Source organism: Streptomyces sp. NPDC048182, from assembly GCF_043202555.1.
Lineage (GTDB): Bacteria > Actinomycetota > Actinomycetes > Streptomycetales > Streptomycetaceae > Streptomyces.
Window position 1 is genome coordinate 16,025 of sequence record NZ_JBIDAQ010000024.1, and the last position, 22,287, is coordinate 38,311.

19 protein-coding genes are annotated in these 22,287 nt (G+C 76.0%); 11 read left to right on the forward strand and 8 right to left on the reverse strand.

The genetic code is table 11. From position 1 onward, the window contains the following. Positions 1 to 167: 167 nt before the first annotated feature. Positions 168 to 1,211 (forward strand): polyprenyl synthetase family protein, encoded by a 1,044-nt coding sequence (locus ACGFZL_RS30850; RefSeq protein WP_393696707.1) that lies wholly within the window; start codon positions 168 to 170, stop codon positions 1,209 to 1,211. 247 nt (positions 1,212 to 1,458) lie between these two features. On the opposite strand, the gene ACGFZL_RS30855 is transcribed toward ACGFZL_RS30850, so the two are convergent. Then, entirely contained in the window at positions 1,459 to 2,415 is a 957-nt protein-coding gene (locus ACGFZL_RS30855) for a hypothetical protein (protein ID WP_393696709.1), read from the reverse strand. A gap of 241 nt (positions 2,416 to 2,656) precedes the next feature. On the opposite strand from ACGFZL_RS30855, the gene ACGFZL_RS30860 reads away from it, so the two are divergent. Then, positions 2,657 to 3,481 (forward strand): HAD family acid phosphatase, encoded by an 825-nt coding sequence (locus ACGFZL_RS30860; RefSeq protein WP_355172017.1) that lies wholly within the window; start codon positions 2,657 to 2,659, stop codon positions 3,479 to 3,481. Between the two features lie 102 nt (positions 3,482 to 3,583). Continuing rightward, positions 3,584 to 4,012 carry a hypothetical protein gene (locus ACGFZL_RS30865; RefSeq protein WP_393696711.1) on the forward strand — a complete coding sequence of 143 codons (429 nt, stop codon included), beginning with the start codon at positions 3,584 to 3,586 and terminating at the stop codon, positions 4,010 to 4,012. A gap of 42 nt (positions 4,013 to 4,054) precedes the next feature. Here ACGFZL_RS30865 and ACGFZL_RS30870 read toward each other — a convergent pair whose 3' ends face one another. After that, positions 4,055 to 5,236: a S1 family peptidase gene (locus ACGFZL_RS30870; protein ID WP_355172013.1), complete on the reverse strand. Its 1,182-nt coding sequence runs from the start codon at positions 5,234 to 5,236 to the stop codon at positions 4,055 to 4,057. A gap of 213 nt (positions 5,237 to 5,449) precedes the next feature. On the opposite strand from ACGFZL_RS30870, the gene ACGFZL_RS30875 reads away from it, so the two are divergent. The 3 genes from ACGFZL_RS30875 (at position 5,450) to ACGFZL_RS30885 (ending at position 8,535) form a co-directional block, all read left to right on the forward strand. Beyond that, positions 5,450 to 5,950: an SRPBCC domain-containing protein gene (locus ACGFZL_RS30875; RefSeq protein WP_393696713.1), complete on the forward strand. Its 501-nt coding sequence runs from the start codon at positions 5,450 to 5,452 to the stop codon at positions 5,948 to 5,950. Next, the gene (locus ACGFZL_RS30880; protein ID WP_393696715.1) at positions 5,943 to 7,562 is read left to right on the forward strand and encodes a phytoene desaturase family protein; all 1,620 of its coding nucleotides are present in this window, start codon (positions 5,943 to 5,945) and stop codon (positions 7,560 to 7,562) included. Before ACGFZL_RS30875 ends, ACGFZL_RS30880 begins: the two co-directional genes overlap by 8 nt. Before the next feature lie 79 nt (positions 7,563 to 7,641). Then, positions 7,642 to 8,535 (forward strand): SDR family oxidoreductase, encoded by an 894-nt coding sequence (locus ACGFZL_RS30885; protein ID WP_393696717.1) that lies wholly within the window; start codon positions 7,642 to 7,644, stop codon positions 8,533 to 8,535. 172 nt (positions 8,536 to 8,707) lie between these two features. Here the strand turns inward: ACGFZL_RS30885 and ACGFZL_RS30890 are convergent, their stop codons facing one another. Genes ACGFZL_RS30890 through ACGFZL_RS30900 form a run of 3 tightly spaced genes read right to left on the reverse strand, consistent with a single transcriptional unit; the run spans position 8,708 to position 12,246 of the window. Then, on the reverse strand, positions 8,708 to 10,252 hold the full coding sequence (locus ACGFZL_RS30890; protein ID WP_393696758.1) for an FAD-dependent oxidoreductase: 1,545 nt from the start codon (positions 10,250 to 10,252) through the stop codon (positions 8,708 to 8,710). A gap of 23 nt (positions 10,253 to 10,275) precedes the next feature. Next, positions 10,276 to 10,998, reverse strand: a complete 723-nt coding sequence (locus ACGFZL_RS30895; protein WP_393696719.1) for a methyltransferase domain-containing protein — start codon at positions 10,996 to 10,998, stop codon at positions 10,276 to 10,278. A gap of 45 nt (positions 10,999 to 11,043) precedes the next feature. Next, positions 11,044 to 12,246, reverse strand: a complete 1,203-nt coding sequence (locus ACGFZL_RS30900; RefSeq protein WP_393696721.1) for a lycopene cyclase family protein — start codon at positions 12,244 to 12,246, stop codon at positions 11,044 to 11,046. Positions 12,247 to 12,615: 369 nt separating this feature from the next. Here ACGFZL_RS30900 and crtI point away from each other — a divergent pair, with 369 nt between their 5' ends. From crtI to ACGFZL_RS30920, 4 genes are read left to right on the forward strand one after another with little or no spacing between them, the layout of a single operon-like run. Further along, complete coding sequence (gene crtI / locus ACGFZL_RS30905) at positions 12,616 to 14,106, forward strand: phytoene desaturase family protein (protein WP_393696723.1); 1,491 nt, start codon at positions 12,616 to 12,618, stop codon at positions 14,104 to 14,106. Continuing rightward, on the forward strand, positions 14,103 to 15,113 hold the full coding sequence (locus tag ACGFZL_RS30910; RefSeq protein WP_393696725.1) for a phytoene/squalene synthase family protein: 1,011 nt from the start codon (positions 14,103 to 14,105) through the stop codon (positions 15,111 to 15,113). Before crtI ends, ACGFZL_RS30910 begins: the two co-directional genes overlap by 4 nt. Then, positions 15,110 to 16,132: a DUF5914 domain-containing protein gene (locus tag ACGFZL_RS30915; RefSeq protein ID WP_393696727.1), complete on the forward strand. Its 1,023-nt coding sequence runs from the start codon at positions 15,110 to 15,112 to the stop codon at positions 16,130 to 16,132. The genes ACGFZL_RS30910 and ACGFZL_RS30915 overlap by 4 nt, the downstream gene beginning before the upstream one ends. A 16-nt stretch (positions 16,133 to 16,148) precedes the next feature. Next, positions 16,149 to 16,628: an MSMEG_6728 family protein gene (locus ACGFZL_RS30920; protein WP_393696729.1), complete on the forward strand. Its 480-nt coding sequence runs from the start codon at positions 16,149 to 16,151 to the stop codon at positions 16,626 to 16,628. Between the two features lie 4 nt (positions 16,629 to 16,632). Here ACGFZL_RS30920 and ACGFZL_RS30925 read toward each other — a convergent pair whose 3' ends face one another. After that, on the reverse strand, positions 16,633 to 17,379 hold the full coding sequence (locus ACGFZL_RS30925) for a hypothetical protein (RefSeq protein WP_393696731.1): 747 nt from the start codon (positions 17,377 to 17,379) through the stop codon (positions 16,633 to 16,635). A 205-nt stretch (positions 17,380 to 17,584) separates the two neighbouring features. Between ACGFZL_RS30925 and ACGFZL_RS30930 the strand changes: the two genes are divergently transcribed. Next, positions 17,585 to 18,541, forward strand: a complete 957-nt coding sequence (locus ACGFZL_RS30930) for a DMT family transporter (RefSeq protein WP_393696733.1) — start codon at positions 17,585 to 17,587, stop codon at positions 18,539 to 18,541. On the opposite strand, the gene ACGFZL_RS30935 is transcribed toward ACGFZL_RS30930, so the two are convergent. Beyond that, positions 18,484 to 19,992, reverse strand: coding sequence for an MFS transporter (locus ACGFZL_RS30935; RefSeq protein ID WP_355172148.1), 1,509 nt, complete (start codon positions 19,990 to 19,992; stop codon positions 18,484 to 18,486). The genes ACGFZL_RS30930 and ACGFZL_RS30935 overlap by 58 nt on opposite strands. Before the next feature lie 220 nt (positions 19,993 to 20,212). Further along, positions 20,213 to 22,282, reverse strand: a complete 2,070-nt coding sequence (locus tag ACGFZL_RS30940) for an iron ABC transporter permease (protein WP_393696735.1) — start codon at positions 22,280 to 22,282, stop codon at positions 20,213 to 20,215. Positions 22,283 to 22,287 lie beyond the last annotated feature (5 nt).

Sequence of the window (22,287 nt, forward strand, 5' to 3'; positions counted from 1 at the left end):
CGCCCGCCCCGCCGCCCGCCGCGACGGGGCGGACGACGTGCCGCGGCCGGCCGGGATCCGGCTCCGCCGGTTCGGTGATCTTCGGCCGGTGACGCGCACCGGCCACCGGCCCGCGCCCCGGCAACCGGTTGACTGGGCGGGGGTCCGTCAACCGCGAGGAGTTGCACGTGTCGCAGACCACCGACCCGGCTCCGGCAGGCGTCTTCCCCCGTCTCGACTGGGTCGAGGCCGAGCTGGCGCCCGCGCTGCGCGCGGCGGTCGCGACGCTGCCCGCCGCCGAGCGCCTGGTCGCCGGGTATCACCGGGGCTGGTGCGAGGCCGACGGCACGCCGCGCGCCGCGGCGTCCGGTGGCGGCAAGGCGGTCCGTCCGGCGCTCACCCTGCTGTCCGCGGTCGCCGTGGGGGCGGCTCCGTCGGTGGCGGTGCCCGGCGCCGTCGCGGTCGAGCTGGTGCACGACTTCACGCTGCTGCACGACGACGTCATCGACGGCGACGCGCTGCGCCGGCACCGGCCCGCCGCCTGGTCGCGGTTCGGGACCCCGGCGGCCGTGCTGACCGGCGACGCGCTGCTCGTCGCCGCGCTGCGCGCCCTGGCGGAGGCCCCCGTCGGGGGGACCGGCTCGGCGGTGTGCGAACTCGTCGGCGCCCTGCGGGAACTGGTGGAGGGCCAGAGCCGTGACGTGGCCTTCGAACGGACGCCCGAGGTCAGCGTCGCCGACTACCTGGGCATGGCGGCCGGCAAGACCGGTGCCCTGTTCGGCTGCGCCTGCGCGCTCGGCGGCGTCCTGGCCGGGGCCGGCGCGGACCGGGTGGCCGGCCTCCGGGAGTTCGGCCGGCGGCTCGGCGTGGCCTTCCAGTGTGCGGACGACGTCCTGGGCATCTGGGGCCGCACCGCCCGCAGCGGCAAGCCCGTCGGCGCCGACCTGGCCGCGCGCAAGAAGTCGCTGCCCGTGGTCGCGGCCCTCGCCGCCCCGGGCGCGTCCGCCGCCCGGCTGCGTGAGCTGTACCGGGCGCCGCACCCGCCGACGGAGGCCGACGTCGAGCTGGCCGGCCGCCTGGTCGCGGAGGCCGGCGGGCGCCGGGCCGCCGAGGCGGAGGCCCAGCGCCACCTGACCGCCGCCCTGCGCTCGCTGGAACGCGCCCACCCCTCCCACGACGCCGCCCGCCAACTGCGCGACATCGCCCTGGCGATGACCCGCCGCGACTCCTGATCCAGCCCGGACCCCAGGGCCTGGCCGCGCGGATCGCGGAGACGCTCCCGCGAGCCCGAGCGCTCGACCCGGCGCCCGGATCGGTACGCCCCCGCAGCCGAGACGCGTCCGCCGGGTCCGCGCCCGTTCACCCGACCGGCGCAGTGTCGCGGTGACCCCCTTGGGAAGTCGTACGCGGTGGCTGTGCCGCGGCCGGTATCCCCGAGTCGGCCGCGGCGCACCCCGTGCGCGGTGGCTCGTCACCGGCTCAGTCGCAGAGGCGCGCGATCCCCACCCCACCGCCCGCGTTCTCGTTGTCCGTGCCGAGCACCGCCGTGCCGGATCCGGCCATGCAGCTCAGGGCCTCGATCTTGTCGGCCGGGTACGTCTTCAGGAGCCGCGGAGACGCCGTGGACAGCCGCACCCGGCCCGAGCGGTCGACGGACACCCGGCCCGCGTCGCTCACCGACGAGGCGAACGGCCCGTCGTCCCCCTCGTCCGCCGCCGAGGCGATCAGCAGCCGCCCCGTGCCGGTGACGGTGATGTCGGAGGCGTGCCGGATGTTCCCGCGCGGAGAGGACGCACGGAAGACGGCATGGGTCACGGTCCCGAACACCGGCGCGCCGTACGCGTCGAACGCCAGCGGCGCCGCGGACAGCGTCGCCGGGCGGCCGGCGCCCGCGCCCCGGTCGGCCCAGACGGCCGCCGTCCTGCCGTGCCGGGAGACGAGCGCGAGGCTCTCGAAGTTGTCGCCGGCGGCGATCGCCGGCAGCGGCGAGAGGTCCAGGACCTCGACCGCCCCCGCCTCGCCGACCTTCAGGTGATAGACGAGGCCGCGACTGGCCAGGGCCAGGTACTCGTCCGGCGCACCCGGCACCGCGGCGAGTGCCTCCAGGTCGACCGGCTCCGCGCCGCCCCGCCAGTCGAGCGGCTCCACGGCCGGAGTCCGCCCCCGGCCGGCGGCGGGGGTGACGCGGGCCAGCCGGTTCTCCCCGGGCCGCTTGTTGTCGCGAACGACCAGGAACCGGCGTGCGCCACCCGGGCCCGGGTCGACGGCGATACCGCTCACGCCGCTCTTCATGTCCCGCCCCACCTGCTGCCAGCCGGTGGCCGACGCCGCGGCCGGGCGTGCCCCGTCCGGCCGGTCCGCCGTCGCGCCCGTCATGGACGCCATGGCACTCACCGCACCGAGCAGGGCGACTGCGGCCAGCGTGGCCTTGGGCATGGGGATGCACCTCTTCCTGGTCGTTCCGGCGGTCGCGACGCGCGTAGATCACGATCGCCGGGACCGTAACCCTCCCGCCGCCCGCCGGGCAAGAGGGGGGACGACCGGCCCCGCGAAGCCGACACCCCGTCACGACACGGATGGGCAAAGGGTCTTGTCAGCGCCGAGTGACGCGCGTAGACATGAGGCTCTTGCCGAGGCGCCCCCGCCCCGGCCGAGACCGGAACCGGAGGCGTCATCCATGCGCAAGTCCCTGAAAGCGGCCGGCACCGTGACCGCCTGTGCCCTCGCCGGCGGAGCCCTGTGGGGCGGCGGCGTCGCCGGGGCCGGCACCGACCCGCACGTGCGCACCACCACGGTCACGGAGGCGCGCAGCGGGCACGAGCCCCACAACATCGGGCAGCTCGTCGGCGAGATCGACCAGTACTACGGCACCACCCAGGGCGCCGACGGCGTCTACCGGGCGTCCGCGGACAGCGACTACGCCAAGGACGTCGCCGACGTCCTGGCCCGGGCCGAGCGGGACATCAGGCACCGGGCCGCCGCCTCCCACTCCTCGCGGCACACCAGGCCCGCCGTCGTCCTCGACATCGACGACACGGTCCTGCTCAGCCTCGACTACGAGAAGCGGACCAACTACACCTACAACGACGCGACCTGGAACGCCTACGTCGACCGCGCCGACCGCCCCGCCGTCTTCGGCGTCCCCCAGCTGATCGAGTACGCCCGGCGCCACGGCGTCGAGGTCTTCTTCGTCACCGGCCTGGGTGCGGAGCGGCGTGCCGCCGCGGCCGAGAACCTGGCGAAGGTCGGTGTCCGTACCGAACTCGACGCCGCGCACCTGTTCCTCAAGGACAAGGCCGACCCCCCGGCCTACCTGCGGGGCTGCGCCACCGTCGGCGCGTGGAAGTGCACCACGGTGCAGTACAAGGAGGGCACCCGCAAGCACATCGAGTCGACCGGCTACGACATCATCGGCAGCTTCGGGGACCAGTACTCCGACCTGGAGGGCGGCTACGCCGACAAGACCTACAAGCTGCCGAACCCCACCTACTACGTGGGCTGAGCGACCGGAACCGGCGGCCGGCTCGACGGGTCGCGGTGGGACAATCTGCCCGGGGGCGGGTGCCGAGACCGGCGCCCCCCGCGAGCGGAGGGAGTCGTCAGCATGGTCGAGTGGGTGCCCCTGGGCAGCGGGGCCCGGCCCGTTCCCCGGCCGGTGGCCGATCCGTTGGTCTGGGCCGCCGCTTTCGCCGGCGCGCTGACCCTGGTCGCCGTGCTCAACGGCACCGTGGGCGCGGGCCGTCCGGCGTTCGCGCTGACCGCGCTCTCCCTGCTGGCCGCCCTGCTCGGCCTCTGCGCCCGCTTCGCCGCCGCGCCCGGCACGGCGCTGCTGTGCTGGCTCTCCCTGAACGGCTTCGCGATCCCGCCGGCCGGCACCCTGACCTGGGCCGGCCGGCGCGACGCCCTCTGGCTGACCTGCCTGCTCGGCGCGGCACTCGTCGGCACCGCGCTGGCCCGCGTGGCGCACGCCCGCGCCGCCTACCGCCGGCTGGGCGCGGGGCCCGGCTCCGGGGCGGGGGAGCCGGGCCTCTGACGGTCCTGCCTGACGGGCCTACCTGACGGGTCTGTGGGGCCGTCAGGCCGTGTGCAACCGCAGCCCGTAGCGGTTCAGGACCTCGTTGACGGGCTGGAACCAGGTCTCCCCGCCGCTGGAGCAGTTGCCCCAGCCGCCGGAGGTGGTGCCCTGCGCCTGGTCGCCGCTGATGAACGAGCCGCCCGAGTCGCCGCCCTCGGCGCACACGTTGGTCTTCGTCATCTGGTGCACCGCGCCCTGGGCGTAGTTGACCGTCTCGTTCTTGGCCAGCACGGTGCCGCAGTGCCAGTGGGTGGTCGATCCCGACCGGCACACCGACGCCCCGACCGGCGCCTCGGCCGAGCCCCGGACCAGCTGGTCCGGGACCTGGCCCCAGCCCAGCACCACCGGCACCGTCCACCAGCCGCTGCCGACGCTCACCCAGGCGTAGTCGTTGTCGGGGAAGCTCGACCCCTGGAACGTGCCGATGTAGGACCGGTCCCAGCCGCTCACCCCGGCGCCCGGCTGCCCGCAGTGCCCGGCGGTGATGAAGCCGCCGTAGACCGAGAAGCCGATGGAGCAGCGGACGTTGCCCGTGTAGTACGGGTCGCCGCCCACCGTGCCGGCGGCGAAGGTCTGCGGCGCCGACGGCACCGCGCGCACGGTGACCGGGCCGGTCGCGCGGGCCCGGGACACGAAGGCCCGGACATCGTTGTCGGCCCGCCGGGCCTCGACCACGTCCACGACCACCGTGGAGGCGGCCGGGTCGACGTGCCAGCCGCGCACGCCCGCCGGCGCGTCGAGCGCGTCGATGCGGGTCTTGGCGGCGTCGAGCCGTCGTGCGCTGTGCGCGACGGTGCGCACCTCGGCGCCGGTGGCACGGACGGCGGCGGCCGTCGCGGGCGCGGCGTCCGCGGTGACGGCCACGGTCAGCCGGCCCCGGGCGGCGTCGAACCAGGAGCCGCCGAAGGCGGCGCCCGCGGCCCGCTGCGCGGTGGGCGCGAGCTTCGTGGCGCGCTGTTCGGCCGCGAGCCGGGCCTCGGCCTGCGCGGGGCCGAGGCCGAGGTCGCGCTGCATGGCGGCGAGGAGTCCCGCGGAGGCGGGAGCGCGGTCGGCGGCGGTGGCGGAGCCGGCGGTGGGGGAGCCGGCGTCGGCCGCCGCGGCCGGCAGGGCGCCGGTCGCGCCCCAGCCGCCGAGCACGAGGAGTGCGGCCAGACAGGCGTGCCTGAGTCTGCTGCGTCTCATGGGGGTTGCCCTTCGTCGTTCCAGCAAGGTGGGGGTGGAACAACCGGAGGTTGAGAGCGCTCTCACCGGGTTGCGCCGAGCGTAGCGGTGGCGGAGCGGTCAGGTCCATGCCAATGCAGCGATGCTTTCCGGCCGGATCGGCCCACCGGGTTGGCCGCCCCCGCAAGGGGCACCCAGTGCTCAGTCCGACACTTCGAGGCACCGGGAGCAGACGTGGCCGTACGGCATCGGGTCATCAACGCGAGCCCCGCGCGGGTGTGGGAGGTCCTCGCCGACGGCGACAGCTACGCGGCCTGGGTCGTGGGCGCCGCGGACGTCACCCCGCGCCGCGGACACTGGCCGCGGGTCGGCGCGACGATCGCCTACGAGGTGGGGCTCGGGCCGCTGCGGCTGGGCAACGAGACGGTGGTCCGGCGCTGCGAGGAGGGCAGCGTGCTGGAACTGGAGGCGAAGGCGGGCCCGCTCGGCACCGACCGGATCGCCATCGAACTGCGCCCCTGGGGCGACCAGACCCTGGTCGTCGTGGACGAGCACCCCCTGCGCGGCGTCGGCGGCACGCTGCACAACGTCGGCGTCGAAGTGCTGATCCAGCTCCGCCACCGCGCCATGCTGGCCCGCCTCGCGCGGCTCTGCGAGACCGGCGGCGCCACGTCCGGGCACCGGCCCGAACGGGCCCGCACCGCGCACCGCTCGCCGGAGGCCGGCCGTGCCTGACGCCGTCGTCGTCGGGGCCGGACCCAACGGCCTGGTGGCGGCCAACCTGCTGGCCGACGCCGGCTGGAGCGTCACCGTCCTGGAGGAGCAGCCCGAGCCGGGCGGCGCGGTGCGCCACGACGAGGGCGTCGCCCCCGGCTTCGCCAACGACCTGTTCAGCTCCTTCTACCCGCTCGCCGCCGCCTCCCCGGTCCTCGCCGGTCTGCGGCTGCAGGACCACGGGCTGCGCTGGGCGCACGCCCCGCACGTGCTCGCCCACCCGCTCACCGACGGCACCTGCGCGGTGCTCGACCGCGACGTGGGCACCACGGCCGCCTCCCTCGACCGGTTCGCCGAGGGCGACGGCGACGCCTGGCGGCGACTGCACGACGTGTGGGACTCCTACCGGGCCGACATCCTCGACGCCCTCTTCACCCCCTTCCCGCCGGTCCGGGCCACCGCCCGCCTCGCCCTGCGGCTCCGGGCCGGCGGCGGGCTGCGCCTGGCCCGCACCCTGGTGCTGCCGGTGCGCCGCCTGGGCGAGGAGGAGTTCCGCGGCGCGGGCGGCCGGCTGCTCCTGGCCGGCAACGCCCTGCACGCCGACCTCGCGCCCGAGGCGGCCGGCAGCGGCGGCTTCGGCTGGCTGATGTCGATGCTCGGCCAGACCTACGGCTTCCCGGTGCCGGTCGGCGGCGCCGGCGCCCTCACCACGGCCCTGGTGGCCCGGCTGCGCTCGCGCGGCGGCACCCTGCACTGCGGGCGCCGGGTGGACCGGATCGCCGTCCGCGACGGGCGCGCCGTCGGCGTGCGCACCGCCGACGGCGAGACGGTCGCCGCCCAGCGGGCCGTGCTGGCCGACGTGTCCGTGCCCGCCCTGTACGGCGACCTGATCGAACCGGCCCACGTGCCCGACCAGGTCCTCGCCGACCTGCGGCGCTTCCAGTGGGACTTCGCCACCTTCAAGGTCGACTGGGCGCTGGACGGACCCGTGCCCTGGCGGTGCGAACCGGCCTCCCTGGCCGGCACCGTGCACCTGGCCGACGGGGTCGACGAGCTGACCCGGTTCGCCGCGCAGCTCGCCATGCGGGAGGTGCCCGACCGCCCGTTCGCCCTGTTCGGCCAGATGACCACCACCGACCCGACCCGCTCACCGCGCGGCACCGAGTCGGCCTGGGCCTACACCCACGTCCCGCACGACGTCCGGGCCGACGCGGGCGACCAGGGCATCACCGGCAGCTGGGACGAGCGCGAGCAGCGGCTCATGGCCGACCGGGTGGAGCAGCAGGTCGAGCGGTTCGCACCCGGCTTCCGCGCGCTGGTCCGCGCCCGGCGCGTGCTCGCCCCGCCGACCCTGCAGTCCCTGGACGCCAACCTGCGCGGCGGCGCGATCAACGGCGGCACCACCGCCATGCACCAGCAGCTGGTCTTCCGTCCCGTGCCCGGCACCGGCCGCCCCGAGACCCCGGTGGCCGGCCTCTACCTCGCCTCCGCCGGCGCCCATCCGGGCGGCGGCGTGCACGGCGCCCCCGGCGCCAACGCGGCCCGCGCCGCGCTGCGCCGGCACCGCATCGAGGGCCTCACCCGCGTGCAGCGCGCCCTCACCCGGCGTGACCGGACCGGCACCAAGAGATGACGGCATCGCGCCGCGCACCGAAGATGACCTGAGGACGACCTCAGCACACCGACCCCGACCCCGAGGAAAGGGGCGACCCGTGACCGCCAGTCCCCTCCAGCACCGCACCGTCGTGGTGACCGGCGCCGCACGCGGCCTCGGTGCCGCCCTCGCCCGCGCCTGCGCCCGCCGCGGCGCCCGGATCGCCCTCCTTGGCCACGAGAAACCGCTCCTCGACGCCCTGGCGGACGAGCTGCCCACCCCGGCGCTGGCGATCGAGGCCGACGTCACCGACCCGCCCGCCCTGGAGGAGGCGGCCGGCGCCGTGCGCGCCCGGCTCGGGCCGCCGTCGGTGGTGATCGCCAACGCGGGCATCGCCGAGGGCGGCCCCTTCGCCACCTCCGACCCCGCCGAATGGGCCCGGGTCATCGAGGTCAACCTGACCGGCAGCGCCCACACGGCCCGCGCCTTCCTGCCGGACCTGATGGAGACCGCCGGCTACCACCTCCAGGTCGCCTCCCTCGCCTCCTTCGGCGCCGCCCCGATGATGAGCGCGTACTGCGCCTCCAAGTCCGGCGTCGAGGCTTTCGCCCACTCCCTGCGCGCCGAGGTGGCGCACCACGGGGTGGCCGTCGGCGTCGCGTACATCAACTGGACCGACACCGACATGATCCGCGACGCGGAGCGCCACACGGTGCTGCGCGAACTGCGCGCCCACATGCCCCCGCCGGCCCGCCGCACCTACCCCGCCGAGGTCGTCGCCGACCGCCTGGCCCGCGCCGTGGAACGCCGCCGCACCGCCGTCTACGTCCCCGGCTGGCTGCGCCTGGTCCAGGCGACCCGCGCCGCCCTGCCCTCCGTCGTCCTGCGCGTCTCCCGCCGCGACCTGCCCCGCCTGGAGGCCCTCGGCGGCCTGCGCCCCACCGGCCCGCTCGGCGCCGGCGGCCAGGCCGACCACCCGGCCGGGCTGCCGGCGGACGAGGTACGAACCTAGGGCCTGTCTGACAATTCCCGCCTGCCCGGCGACGCCTGGCACGCACGCTCGCCGCGTTGCCGAACCGCCCACGTGGCTCCGCCACGAGGGCGCTCCGGCGCCTTGCGATCGCACGCACCAGACGCCGCCGGGCCCGCCCTTCGGGCGGACGACGGGAATTGTCAGACAGGCCCTAGGACGCCCGGGGCCGGCCGTCCCCGAACCGTCGCGCCAGCGCCCGCAGCGGCGCCGACCTGCCCCGGTCCGGGACCGTCCACACCGTCTCGCCCCGCACCCCCCACCGCTCGAGCAGCGCGTTGGCCGCGAGGAAGCCGGAGGTGGCGGCCCGCTCCATCAGGGCCACCGGCAGATCGGTGCGGACGAGGTCGCCGGCGAGGACCACCGACGGGTCGGGGGTGCGCACGGTGGGCCGGTCGCGGTGGCCGCCGACGGTGAACAGCGGGCAGTCCGCCCGCCACTCGTGCCGCACCGCGACCACCCGCGCGGCCCGCGTCTCCGGGTACACCCGGTACAACTGCTCCACCAGCCGCTTCTCCTCGACGTCCCGCACCGCCGACTCGGGCACCGCGTAGGCGTGCAGCTCCACCACGGACCCGCCGGCCCGCGCCGCCCAGCGCGCGGCCTCGCCCTCCCAGTGGGACAGCACGCTGACGTTGTCCAGCGACCCGTAGCCGCTGGTGCCGAGGAACCCCGGCCGGCCGGGCGCCACCGGGCGGTCCAGCCACAGCCGGGAGACCAGGAACGGCGGCGCCGTCCGCAGCCCGGCCACCCGCTCCCGCCACCCGGCGTCGCCCAGCTCCGGCGAGGCACCCACCACCGCCCGCAGCCCGCCGGTGTCCAGGGCCAGCACGACACCGTCGTACGGCCGCTCGCCCGTCCCGTCAGCCACCAGCGCACCGCCCGATGGACCGGGGCGGACGGCCGCCACCGGCGTCGACGTCCGCAGCTCCACCCCGTGCCCGGCCAGCCGCCCGGCCAACGGGTCCCACAGCGCCTGCGGGAACGGCTCGCGGGGCACGTCGAACAGCAGGCCCTCGCTGGAGCCCAGGAAGTAGATGTGGAACATCAGCGCCATCTCGGCGGCCGACAGCTCCCGCGGGTCGGCGAAGAAGCTGCGGGAGAACACCTCGAAGGCCAGGTGCCGGGCCGCCGCCGGGAACCGCAGGGCGTCCAGGAAGTCGTGCGCGCTGACGCCGTCCAGCCGCTCGTGCACCTCGCGGGTGCGCACGTCGAGCAGCGGCAGCGCCGCGGCCGGCCGCAGCGCCAGCAGGTCGCGCAGGCCGAAGCTGGGGCTGAGCGCGACGAAGCCGGCCGCGCTCCACGGCGGGGTGCGCGGCACCCGGCGGAAGCTGTCGTGCAGGCCGCCGCTGTGCCGCAGCGGGTAGTCGGGCAGCCCGGTCAGCATGCCCAGCTCCGGGTCGACCCGGCGCAGCAGCGCGCGCAGGTTGTAGTACTGGCGGAAGAAGGCGTGGAAGCCCCGGCTCATCGTGGCCGGCGTCCCGTCGGGCAGCGGGGCCGCCCACCCGGATACCCGGCCGCCGAGCACCGGCTCGCGCTCGTACAGCACCACCCGCACCCCGCGCTCGGCGAGCACGGTGGCCGCGGCGAGCCCCGCGATGCCGCCGCCCACTACTGCCACGGACGGCGGCTCGCCCGCGACCCGCTCCCGCCCCGGCCGGGGACGCACTGCCTGCGCGAGCCGGTCCCGCCCCGGCACATCCGCCGTCCCGCGCCGCGGGCTCACCGCGCGTCCCCGGTGGCGCGGCGGCCGGTGAAGGTGTGGGTGATGCCCGTCTGCCAGCCCGGCAGCGGCAGCACCCGCACCCCCGTGAACCCGGCCCGGCGCAGCCGTTCGCCGAAGGCCGGCGCCGCGTCGAACGAGGCCACGCTGTGCCACAGATGCCGGTAGAGGTCCCCGTTCCCGGTCGCCGTGCCCAGCGGCAGCACCACACCCCGGCACACCGCCGACCACAGCACCCGGTCGGCCCGCCGCCCGCTGAGCGCGTACTCGTGCACCGCGAGGCGCCCGCCCGGCACCAGCAGCCCGCGCACCGCGGCCAGCGTGGCGTCGGGGTCGGCCAGGTTGCGGAACAGGTAGGCGGCGAACACCGCGTCGAACGGCCCCTCCACCCCCGCCCGGTGCAGCGCCTCCGCCGGCGAGTGGACGAAACGCACCCGCGACGACCACGGCTTGGACCGGGCCCGCCGCAGCATGCCCGCCGACGCGTCCACCCCGGTGATCTCCGCCGCCGGGAAGGCCGCGGCCAGTGCCGCCGTCGACGCGCCGGTCCCGCACCCCAGGTCCAGGACCCGGTGCCCCGCGCCGCCGTCCGGCAGGCCCAGGCGCCGGGCGGAGCGCCGCAGATGGGCGTGGTAGCTCGGACTGAGCCCGACCAGCCGGTCGTAGCGGTCGGCACCGCGGTCGAAGGCGGCGGCGAGCGCGTCGTCGTGCAGCAGGGGCATCGGCGAACTCCTGAAGGTGGTGAGGGGGGTGGGTGTGAGATGCGATCAGTGCTCTGGCAGCGCCCGGCGCCGCAGCCACGGCAGCTCCGCCGCCGTCCGCAGCATCGGCAGCACCGGGGTGCGCACGCCGACCGCCAGGTCCTCGGCGAGCCGGGAGCGCCCGTCGAGGAAGCGCAGCAGCCGCCCGGCGGGCACCCGCTCGAACAGCCGGAAGAACAGCTCGGGCCCGTCGACGCGGCCGGTGTCGAGGGCGCGCAGCAGCACCGCGTCCATCAACCGGGCCCGCGCCGGGTGCGGGGCCGGCGGCACCGGAGGCCGCCCGGCCCGCACGGCGCGGGCGACGGCGTCGGACTGGCGCTGCACGGCGGCGAAGGTGTACCCGGTGGAGCCGCGTGTCGCCCCGCCGGCCGCCCCGATGCGGAACACCGGGCCGCCGCCGGGGGCCTGACGGGGGAAGACCGCGTCCGTCATCGGGATCACACCCTGCTCGGTGGAGAGCACCGCCAGTTCGCCCGTGCCGAGCACGCCGCGCGTGTACTCCTCCAGCGCGGCGTCGTAGGCGTCGGCCGTGAGCGGCCGCGGGCCGAACTCGGTGTACTCCACCAGCGCGGTGTGCCGCCCGGTCGGCAGGACGTAGCCGAAGGACAGGCCGCGGGCGGGCTGGGGGGTGCGGAAGTCCATCAGGTCGACCACCGCCGGGTCGAAGACGGGCCGCTCGGCGCGCACGAACCAGCCGCGGAAGTGCTGGAGCAGCCGGGTGCGGGCGGCCGGCGTCCGCTCGGGCGGGCGGGAGTCGAAGACCCAGCGGGCCCGCAGGTCGGCCCGGCGCCCCGCCGGGTCGGTGGCCGTCACCCGGGCGGTGCCGTCCCCGAGCGGGGTGACGGCCCCCACGGTGGCCGTCAGGCGCCGCAGCCCCGGGCGGTCCTTCAGATCCCGCTCCACCAGCGCCTCGAAGTCGTCGGAGCGGATCATCTTGTAATGGGCCGGCGCGATGTGCCGCCGCACCACCGCCCCGTCCCGGCCCCGCACCCGGACCCACTCCCAGGACGCGGTCACCGCCGCGTCGAAGCGGCCGGGCCCCGCCTCCCAGTAGCACCAGGTGCGTCGCGGCGGTCGCAGCGGGCCGGGGGGCGGGTCGACCAGGACCACCGAGCCGTCCGCGGTGTGCGGCGCGCCGGCCGGCAGCCGGTGGGCCAGTGAGAGCCCGGCCGCCCCGGCACCGACGATGACGATGTCCGCGTCGACCACGCCCGTCTCCTTCCGCCCCCGTGTTCGGCGGAGTATTCCGCCTCGGCGCCGCGCCCGGATGCACGGCACGCGGAACGTGCCGGACCGGGTACCCGCCGGGCGGGTGAGCCCACGCGTGGAAGAGGCCCGAAGCGGGGACTCGGGTCCCGCGGCGGGGAAAGGCTGACGCCGTGTCACCCACGGGCTGCCGCCGGGCGGACCGTGCTGCATCCGCCGCTTCCCGTACGGCGGAATGAGTCCACGTGCCCGGCGGGCCGCACGCGGCACCGGCACACCGACGGCACACCGACGAGGAGAGGACGGACCCGGGATGCGCCTGAGCAGGGCCGACGACGGCAGGTACCCGCCGCGGGCGGGGGAGGGGCCCCGGTGACGCGGACACTGCCGGGCCGCACCGACCACGTCGTGGTCGTCGGCGCGGGACTGGCCGGCCTGTCCGCCGCGCTGCACCTGCTCGGCGCCGGCCGGCGGGTGACGATCGTGGAGCGCGAGGCGCTGCCCGGCGGCCGGGCCGGACGCCGCGAGCAGGGCGGCTACCACTTCGACACCGGGCCCACCGTCCTCACCATGCCCGAGCTGGCCGACGAGGCGTTCGCGGCGGTCGGCGACAGCCTGAAGAGCCGGGTGGAGCTGCTGCCGCTGCACCCCGCCTACCGGGCGTGCTTCGCCGACGGCTCCACCCTGGACGTGCACACCGACGCCGAGCGGATGGCCGCCGAGGTGGAGCGGTTCGCCGGCGCCCGGGAAGCGGCCGGGTACCGGCGGCTGCGCACCTGGCTGGGGCAGCTGTACGCCGTGCAGATGCGCCGCTTCATCGACGCCAACTTCGACTCGCCCCTCGGCCTGCTCACCCCCGACCTGGCCCGGCTCGCCGCGCTCGGCGGCTTCGGCCGCCTGGAGGGGCGCATCGGCCGCTTCCTCGGTGACGAACGGCTCCAGCGGGTCTTCTCCTTCCAGTCGCTGTACGCCGGCGTCGCCCCGGCCCGGGCGCTGGCCGCCTACGCGGTCATCGCCTACATGGACACCGTGGCCGGCGTGTACTTCCCGCGCGGCGGCATGCACGCCCTGCCCCGCGCGATGGCCGACGCGGCCGTCGAAGCCGGGGCCGACCTGCGCCTCGGCCGGGACGTCACCCGCCTGGAGCGGTCCGGCGGCCGGATCACCGCCGTCGTCACCGCCGAGGAGCGCATCCCCTGCGACGCCGTCGTCCTCACCCCGGACCTGCCCGTCGTGCACCGCCTGCTGGGCCGCCGCCCGCGCCGCCCGCTCGCCCTCACCCACGCGCCGTCCGCCGTGGTACTGCACACCGGCACCACCCGCACCTGGCCGCACCTCGCGCACCACACGCTCTCCTTCGGCGCCGCCTGGCGGCGCACCTTCGACGAACTGACGAGGACCGGCACCCTGATGACCGACCCGTCCCTGCTGATCACCCGGCCCACCGCCGCCGACCCGGGCCTCGCCCCCGACGGCCGCCACGTCCACTACGTCCTCGCGCCCTGCCCCAACACCGACCTCGGCCCCGGCGCCCGCGAGTGGGCCGACCTCGGGCCCCGCTACCGCGACCGCCTCCTCACCACCCTCGAGCGGCGCGGCATGACCGGCATCGCCGCCGCCATCGAGGAGGAGTGCCTGGTCACCCCGGCCGACTGGACCGCGCAGGGCCACGCGGCCGGCACCCCCTTCTCGGTCGCCCACACCTTCGCCCAGACCGGTCCCTTCCGCCCCCGCAACCTGGTGCGCGGCACGGACAACGCCGTCCTGGCCGGCTGCGGCACCACCCCGGGCGTCGGCGTGCCGACGGTGCTGATCTCCGGGAAGCTGGCCGCCGCCCGGATCACCGGTGGCGGTGGCCGGTGACCCGCCGCGAACTGGACGCGGCCGGCGTCACCGACCCGGCGCTGCGCGACGCCTACACCCGCTGCCGCCGGCTCAACGCCGCCCACGGCCGCACCTACTTCCTCGCCACCCGCCTGCTGCCCGTCGAGCGCAGACCGGCCGTGCACGCCCTGTACGGGTTCGCGCGCTGGGCGGACGACATCGTGGACGACATGGGCGCCGACGCCACCGACGCCGAGCGGGCCGCCGCCCTCGACCTGCTCGACGGGCGGCTGCGCCGGGCCCTCGCCGGCGGCGGGGCGGACGGCGAGCCGGTGGTGATGGCCCTCGCCGACACCGCGCGGCGGTACGCCATCGACGTGGGCCACTTCACCGACTTCATGGCCTCGATGCGCGACGACCTCACCGTCACCGACTACCCCACCTACGCCGACCTGCGCGGCTACATGCACGGCTCGGCCGCCGTCATCGGCCTCCAGATGCTGCCGGTCCTCGGCACCGTCACCCCCCGCGCCGAGGCCGCTCCGCACGCCGCCGCGCTCGGCGTCGCCTTCCAGCTGACCAACTTCCTGCGCGACGTCGGCGAGGACCTGGACCGGGGCCGGGTCTACCTGCCCGCCGACCTGCTCGCCGCGCACGGCGCCGACCGGGCCCTCCTGGAGTGGAGCCGGCGCACCGGACGCCCCGACCCGCGGGTCACCGCCGCGCTGCGGGCCGCCGAGGACCTCACCCGGGGCGTCTACCGGGAGGCCGCGCCCGGCCTGGCCATGCTGGACCCGGTCGCCCGGCCCTGCATCCGCGCCGCGTTCGTCCTCTACCGGAACATCCTCGATGCCATCGCCGCGGACGGGTACGCGGTACTGCACCGACGGGCCGTCGTCTCCCGCAGTCGGCGCGCGGTGGTCGCCGCCGACGGCCTGGCCCGGGTGCTCACCGCCCGGCTCCGGGCCCGCGGCACCGCGCCGGCGCCGACGGCCCTGCCGGTGCCGTACGGCAAGCCCGTCCACGACGCGAAGGAGGCCGGATGAGCCCGACCCCGCCCCCGCCGCGGCCGCCCCGCCGCGGTCGCTACCCGCTGCGGCTGCGCAGGCACCCCGTCCCCTGGCAGCGGCAGACCCCGACCTGGCGCGCGGCCCGCCCCGCGCTGATCGCCGGGGCCCTCAAACGCGCCCAGGCCCGGCCCTCCGGCAACTGGTACGTCCTGGGCGCCGCCGCCGACGTACGGAGCGACCGGCCGCTGTCCGGCACGCCGGCCGGCGTCGAGGTCGTCGTCTGGCGGGACTCCGACGGCCGGCTCGTCGGCGGCCCCGGCACCTGCCCCCACCTCGGGGCGCCGCTCGCCGACAGCCCGGTGCGCTGCGGCACCCTGGTCTGCCACTGGCACGGACTCGCCCTGGACGGCCGCCCGTTCGCCGGCTGGGAGCCGCTGCCGGTGCACGACGACGGCCTGCTGGTCTGGGTGCGGCTCGACGCCGTGGGGGCGGAGGAGCCCACCGACGCCCCGCTGGTGCCGGTCCGGCCGTCGCTCGGCCCCGCCGTGGCCGCCGTCTGGCGCGGCACCGGCACCTGCGAGCCCGAGGACGTGGTGGCCAACCGCCTCGACCCCTGGCACGGCGCCTGGTTCCACCCGTACTCCTTCGTGGACCTCACCGTCCTGGACACCCCGGGCGACGGCGACGCGGACGACCGCTTCGTCGTGGACGTCTCCTTCAAGCTGGCCGGGCGCCTGGTGGTGCCGGTCCGGGCGGAGTTCACCACGCCGGGCCCCCGCACCGTGGTCATGCGCATCACCGGGGGCGAGGGCGTCGGCTCGGTCGTGGAGAGCCACGCCACGCCGCTCGGACCCGACGAGCGGGGCCGACCCCGCACCGAGGTCGTCGAGGCGGTCGTCGCCACCTCCGAGCGGGCCGGCTTCGGCGTGGCCCGGGGCCTGGCACCGGCGCTGCGCCCGCTGATGCGGGCCGCCGCGGGGCGGCTGTGGCGCGACGACCTCGCCTACGCGGAACGGCGGTGGCGGCTGCGCGACGCCGGCCGCTTCCCGGGCTGAGCGGGAGGGGACCGGCGTGCAGACGTTCCTGCCCCACCCCGGCTTCCGGGAGTCCGCGCTCGCCCTGGACCGCCGCCGGCTCGGCAAGCAGCGGGTCGAGGCGCTCCAGGTGCTGCGCGGCCTGATTGTCCCCGGCTACGGCTGGCGCCGGCACCCGGCGGTGCGCATGTGGCGGGGGTACGAGGAGGCGATGGTCCGCTACGGCCTGGAGATCTGCCGGGTCTGGCGGGAGGCGGGCCATCAGGACAGCTGCGCCGCCTCCCTGGTCGCCGGTTTCGAGGCGGAACGCCCCGGCACCCCGGTGCGCGACCAGGCCGGGCTGGCGGCGGCGGGGGAGCTGCCGCCCTGGCTGGGCGACGCCGCCTTCCACCGCAGCCACCGCTCGGCGCTGCTCCGCAAGGACCCCGAGACGTACGCCGCTCTGTTCCCCGGGGTCCCGGACGACCTGCCCTACGTGTGGCCGCCCTCCGACCGGGACCCCGAGGCGCCCCGGTGAGCCGTCAGGTCTGCTGACCGCCGGCCAGTTCCTGCAGGTCGACCGTCTCGCCGGCCGGCGGCTGCTCGGGCTTCACCGGCTCGTTGTAGTCGCCGAAGGTGATGCTGCCCGGGTTCTTGCCGCCCTGGGTGGTCGTCTTGAGGATGTACGGCTCGCCCTCGGTGGCGACGTACAGCTCCATCGTCTCGCCGGCGGAGCCCTGCTTCGTCAGCTTGATCGCCTGCTCGCCGTCCACCTCGGTGGTCTCGCCGCGCTTCATGCCCTTGCGCTCGGACTTGTCCTCGTCCATGGCCGTCAGGACGCCCTGCTTGTCGCAGATGCCCGCGAGCTGGTCGTCGGTGGCCGGCATCTTCACCCACTTGCCCTGCAGCTTCGGCACCACCTTCTGCGCCGCCGCGGGCTGCCCCTTCATCGACTGCTGCCAGTACTTCTCGTCCGCGCGCAGGTAGAAGGTGCTCCCGACGTGCCGGACGTCGGCCTTCGCGCCCTGGGAGCCCACGGTGCCCTGACAGTTCTTCTCCTGGTCGGCGGAGACGTCGATGCTGACCGTGCTGCCGTCCTCCGTGCGGGTGTCGCCCTTCATGTGCACGGACTTGGCCTGCTTGGTGGCGTCGACCGCCTTGGCCGCGATGGCGTCGGCGCTCTGCCCCTCGAACGCCTCGTCGTCGTCGGAGCCGCCCCCGCACCCCGCCACCAGCACGATGGACACGCTCGCTGCCGCCACGGCCGCCGCCACACTGCTGATACGCACTGTCGATCCCCTCCCGTACACGGTCAATCCCCTTGCTATCCGCGCCAATTGGCGCTGGGCGGTCCGCATACCCCGAGATCGTCTCTCTTCACACCATGGCGGATTCGTGACCTTCCGGTGGCTGGTACCTCCTCCGAAGTGGTCCCCGATGAGGCCCCCGAAATGGACCTCTCGGCGGACCACGGTGCCGCCTAGCGTCGTCGCCATGAACGCCACCACCGCGCGCGGCGCCCTGCTCGCCGCCCTCGCCTGCGTCCTCGTCGGCGGCTCCTTCACGGCCAACAGCCTGCTCGGCCACTACCCGTACGCGGGCGGCCAGTTCCTCCGCTACGGGCTGGCCTTCCTGCTCCTCGTCCCGCTCGCCGGCCGCGGCTCGGCGGCCCGGTTGCGCGCGCTGGGGGCCGGCTCCTGGCTGCGCCTGGCGCTGCTCGCGGCCGTCGGCATGGTCGGCTTCAACCTGGCCGTGCTCGCCGCCGAGCGCACGGCGGAGCCGGCCGTGCCGGGGGTGCTGGTGGGGTGCGCGCCCGTCGCCGTCGCCGTCCTCCTGCCGCTCCTCGAAGGGCGCCGTCCGCGGCGGACGGTGCTGTACGGCGCCTCGTTCGTGGCGCTCGGCGCCTTCGCGGTGCAGGGCTGGGGGCGCACGGACGGTGCGGGGCTCGCCTTCTCGGCGGGCGCCCTGGCCGGGGAGGTCGGGTTCGCCGTGCTCGCGGTGCCCGTGCTGCGCCCGCTGGGCCCGCGGCTGCTGTCGGCCACCGTGTGCGGGTGCGCCGCCCTGGAGTCGGCGGCGGCCGGGCTGCTCGCCGACGGCGCGGGATGGCTGCGCCGGCCCGACGCGGTCGAGGCCGGGGCGCTGCTGTGGCAGGCGGTGGTCGTCACCGTCGTCGGCTTCGTGTGCTGGTACATCGGGATGCAGCGGATCGGCGCCGAGCGCGCCACGCTCTTCTCGGGGCTGATCCCGGTCGCCGCCGCCTGCACCGCCCCGCTGGCCGGCACCGGCTCCTACGGCACCGCGCAGGCCGTGGGCAGTGCCCTGGTCTGCGCGGGGGTCGCCGTCGGGTCGGGAGCCGTGCCGAGGTCCGGCCGGGGCCGGCGGGGCGGAGCGGGTCAGCGGGTGCCGGTGCCGGTGCCGCCCGCCGCGGAGCGCTCCTTGGAGAAGCTGTAGAGGTCCTTGGAGGTGGTGATCAGCTCCCGCTGCTCCTCCTCCGAGCCCACCATCGGCTGCGAGCCGTTCAGCGGCACCTGGGCGCTCTCGGGCAGGAACTTCACCGTCACCAGGCCGATGACGCCGGCCAGCATCAGGTAGTAGGCGGGCATCAGCTTGTCGCCGGTGATGCTGACCAGCGCCTCGGTGACCAGCGGCGTGGTGCCGCCGAAGGCCGCCACGGCGAAGTTGAAGCCGATGCCCATCGCCGCGTAGCGCACGGCGGTCGGGAAGAGGGCGGGCAGCGTCGCGGCGCTCGGCGCGGCGAAGGCGGCCAGCAGGGTGGAGAGGATGAGCACCCCGAAGATCGGCGGCCAGGTGCCGTCCGACTTGATGAGCAGGAACGCGGGCACGGCCAGGACGATCATCGCGGCGGCCCCGACGGCGTAGATCGGACGTCGTCCGACATGGTCGCTGAGCCGGCCCATGAAGGTGATCAGCACCACGATCCACACCATGCCGATCAGCACCAGGATGTCCGCGGAACTGCTGGAGCGGTCCAGGGTCTCGGTCTGGTAGGTGGGCAGATAGCCGGTGACCATGTAGTTGGTGACGTTGTACAGCAGCACCAGGCCCACGCAGATCAGCAGCGGGCGCCAGTGGTTCTTGACGATCGTCTTGAACTCACCGCCCACCGACTCCTGCGCCATGCTCTTCTCGTGCTCGTCGAGCTGCTGCTGGAAGGCCGGCGACTCCTCCAGCTTGAGCCGCATGTACAGGCCGATGACGCCGAGCGGGCCGGCGATCAGGAACGGCAGGCGCCAGCCCCAGGAGAGCATCTGGTCGTCGGTCAGCCACAGGTTCAGCAGGGTGACCAGGGCCGAGCCCAGCGCGTAGCCGACGAAGGTGCCGAAGTCGAGCCAGCTGGAGAGGAAGCCGCGCCGCCGGTCGGGTGAGTACTCGGCCACGAAGGTGGTGGCGCCGCCGTACTCGCCGCCGGTGGAGAAGCCCTGGACCATCCGGGCGAGCAGCAGCAGGATCGGCGCGGCCACGCCGATGGTGGCGTAACTCGGGATCAGGCCGATGGCGAAGGTGCCGCAGGCCATCATGATCATGGTGGTGGCGAGCACCTTCTGCCGGCCGATGCGGTCCCCGAGGGGGCCGAAGACCAGCCCGCCGAGCGGGCGCACCACGAAGGCCGCGGCGAAGGTGGCGAAGGAGGAGATGACCTGGGCGGCGGGGGAGGCGCCCGGGAAGAACACCTTGCCGATGGTGGCCGCCAGGTAGCTGTAGACGCCGAAGTCGAACCACTCCATGCAGTTGCCGAGCGCCGAGGCGCCGACCGCCCGCTTGAGCAGCGGCGCCTCCACCACCTGCACGTCGTCCTCGCGGAAGGCCCGCTTGTTGCGGCGCAGCCGGTGGGACAGCTCCTCCCGCACCTGCCGCGGCAGCTCCGCGACCGACTTCGGCATCTTGACCCGGCCCCGGCCCAGTGAGCCGTGCCGTCCGTCAGGCTTCGCGTTCACCACGCTGCCTTTCTGTTGCTCTGCCACACTTCGCCCGAGAATGCGCTTGAGCGAATTGTGCGCCGTAACGTTCCTTCGGCGCATGCCAGAGCTGTTGCCCGGGTTCTTGCATGTCACACTCTTCACTCTCGTGACATGGGGCACCCGGGTGACTTTGCCCGTGTGACTACCGGCGGCTGCGGACCAGCAGGTAGAGGAAGTACGGCGTCCCGATCACCGCGGTCATCAGCCCCGCGCCCAGCTGGGCCGGCGCGATCACCGTGCGGCCGAGCAGGTCGGCGGCGCACACCAGCGCGGCGCCGAGCAGCATCGCCACCGGCACCACCCGCACGTGCCGCCGGCCCACCAGGGCGCGGGCCGCGTGCGGTGCCACCAGGCCGACGAAGCCGATGGTGCCCGCGCAGGCCACCGCCGTGGCGCTGAGCAGGACGCTCACCACCAGGAACCCGAACCGGGCCGGCGCCGGCCTGAGGCCGAGCAGCCGCGGGGTGTCCTCGTCCAGGGAGACCAGGTCCAGCTCCGCGCGCCGGGCCACCGCCACGAAGGTGCCCAGCGCAAGCGCGAGCGCCACCGGCACGACGTCGGGGAGCGTACGCCCGTACGTGGAGCCGGACAGCCAGGTCAGCGCCTTCGTCGCGTTGAAGGGGTCGGTCAGCACGATCAGCAGGCTGATCAGCGCGGTCGTCGCGGAGGCCACCCCGATGCCCACCAGGACGAGGCGGTTCTGCCGGAAGCCGCCCCGGGCGGCGAGGCCGAAGACCACGACCGCCGCGACGCCCGCGCCGGCGAACGACCCGCCGGCCACGCCCCAGCCGCTCACCGAGGGCACGGTGGTCACAAGCAGCACGGCGCCGAGCGCCCCGCCGCCGGTGACGCCGAGGACCATCGGGTCGGCGAGCGGGTTGCGGGTCACGGCCTGCGTCAGCGTGCCGGACAGGGCGAGGGCCGCACCCGCCGCGAGGGCGGCGAGCACCCGGGGCACCCGGGTGTCCAGGACGAAGGAGACGGTGCGCCCGGCCCGGCCCTGAGCCCAGTTGGCGACGTCGCCGAGGAGCAGCTTGCTGTCGCCGACCAGCACGCCGGCGATGGTCAGGCCCACCACGACGGCCACCAGGACCACCAGGGTCGCGAGGAACACCGCGGGGCTCGGGATGCGCAGCCGGTCCGGCGGACCCGACTGCTCGGAGTCCCGCAGCCGCAGCGCCATGACCACCAGGAACACCGCTCCGACCAGGCTGGTCACCACGCCGGTGGGCACCGCCACCGCCAGATCGTCCGGCACCAGCGCCCGCAGCAGCACGTCCGAGCCGAGCACCAGGGCCGCGCCGGTGAGCCCGGCCACCGGCAGGAAGGTCCGGGACCGCCCGAAGCCGCGCAGCCACTGTCCCAGCGGGCGCACCAGGGCCGGGGCGCTCAGGCCGACGAACCCGATGGGTCCGGCCAGCGTGACCGCCGCCGCGGACAGCAGCGCCGCGAGCACGACCACGGTGACCCGGGTGGCCCGCACCGGCACGCCGAGCCCGCGGGCGGCGTCGTCGCCGAGGGCGAGCGCGTCGACCCGGCGGGCCGTCAGCAGCAGTCCCACCACGCCGACCAGGGCGACGGGCAGCATCTGCAGCACCCCGCCGAAGCCGTTCTGGCTGATGCTGCCCTGGTTCCACTGGTACAGGCCGTGGGTCTGCTCGGGGAAGAGCAGCAGCAGGCCGTCCGTCATGGAGTTCAGGCCCAGCATCAGCGCGGTGCCGGCCAGCACGAGGCGGACGGTGCCGGCGCCGAGGCCGGAGAGTCCGAGCACCACGGCCGCCGCCGCCAGGCCGCCCAGGAAGGCGACGCCGGAGGAGGCGAGCAGCGGCAGCGTCAGGCCGGTGGCGCCGGCCACCCCGAGGGCCAGGTAGGAGCCGGCGTTCACCGCGAGGGTGTCGGGGGCGGCCAGCACGTTGCGGCTGACCGCCTGGAGCACGCCGCCGGCGAAGCCGAGGACGACGCCGACCAGGACGCCGGCGGCCATCCGCGGCAGCCGGGAGGCGACCACCACCGAGGCGTCGCCCGGATCGGCCCGGCCGGTCAGGGCCTTGACCACCTCGCCGGGGCCGACGGCGGCGGTGCCCTGGGTGATGTCGACGACGGCGAGGACGGCGACCAGCAGCACCAGCGCGGCCGCCACCGCGGCCGGCCCCGACCGGGACCGGGGTTCCGCCTGCGGACGGGTGGCGGGTTTCGTCGCGGTGACGGCCATGACCG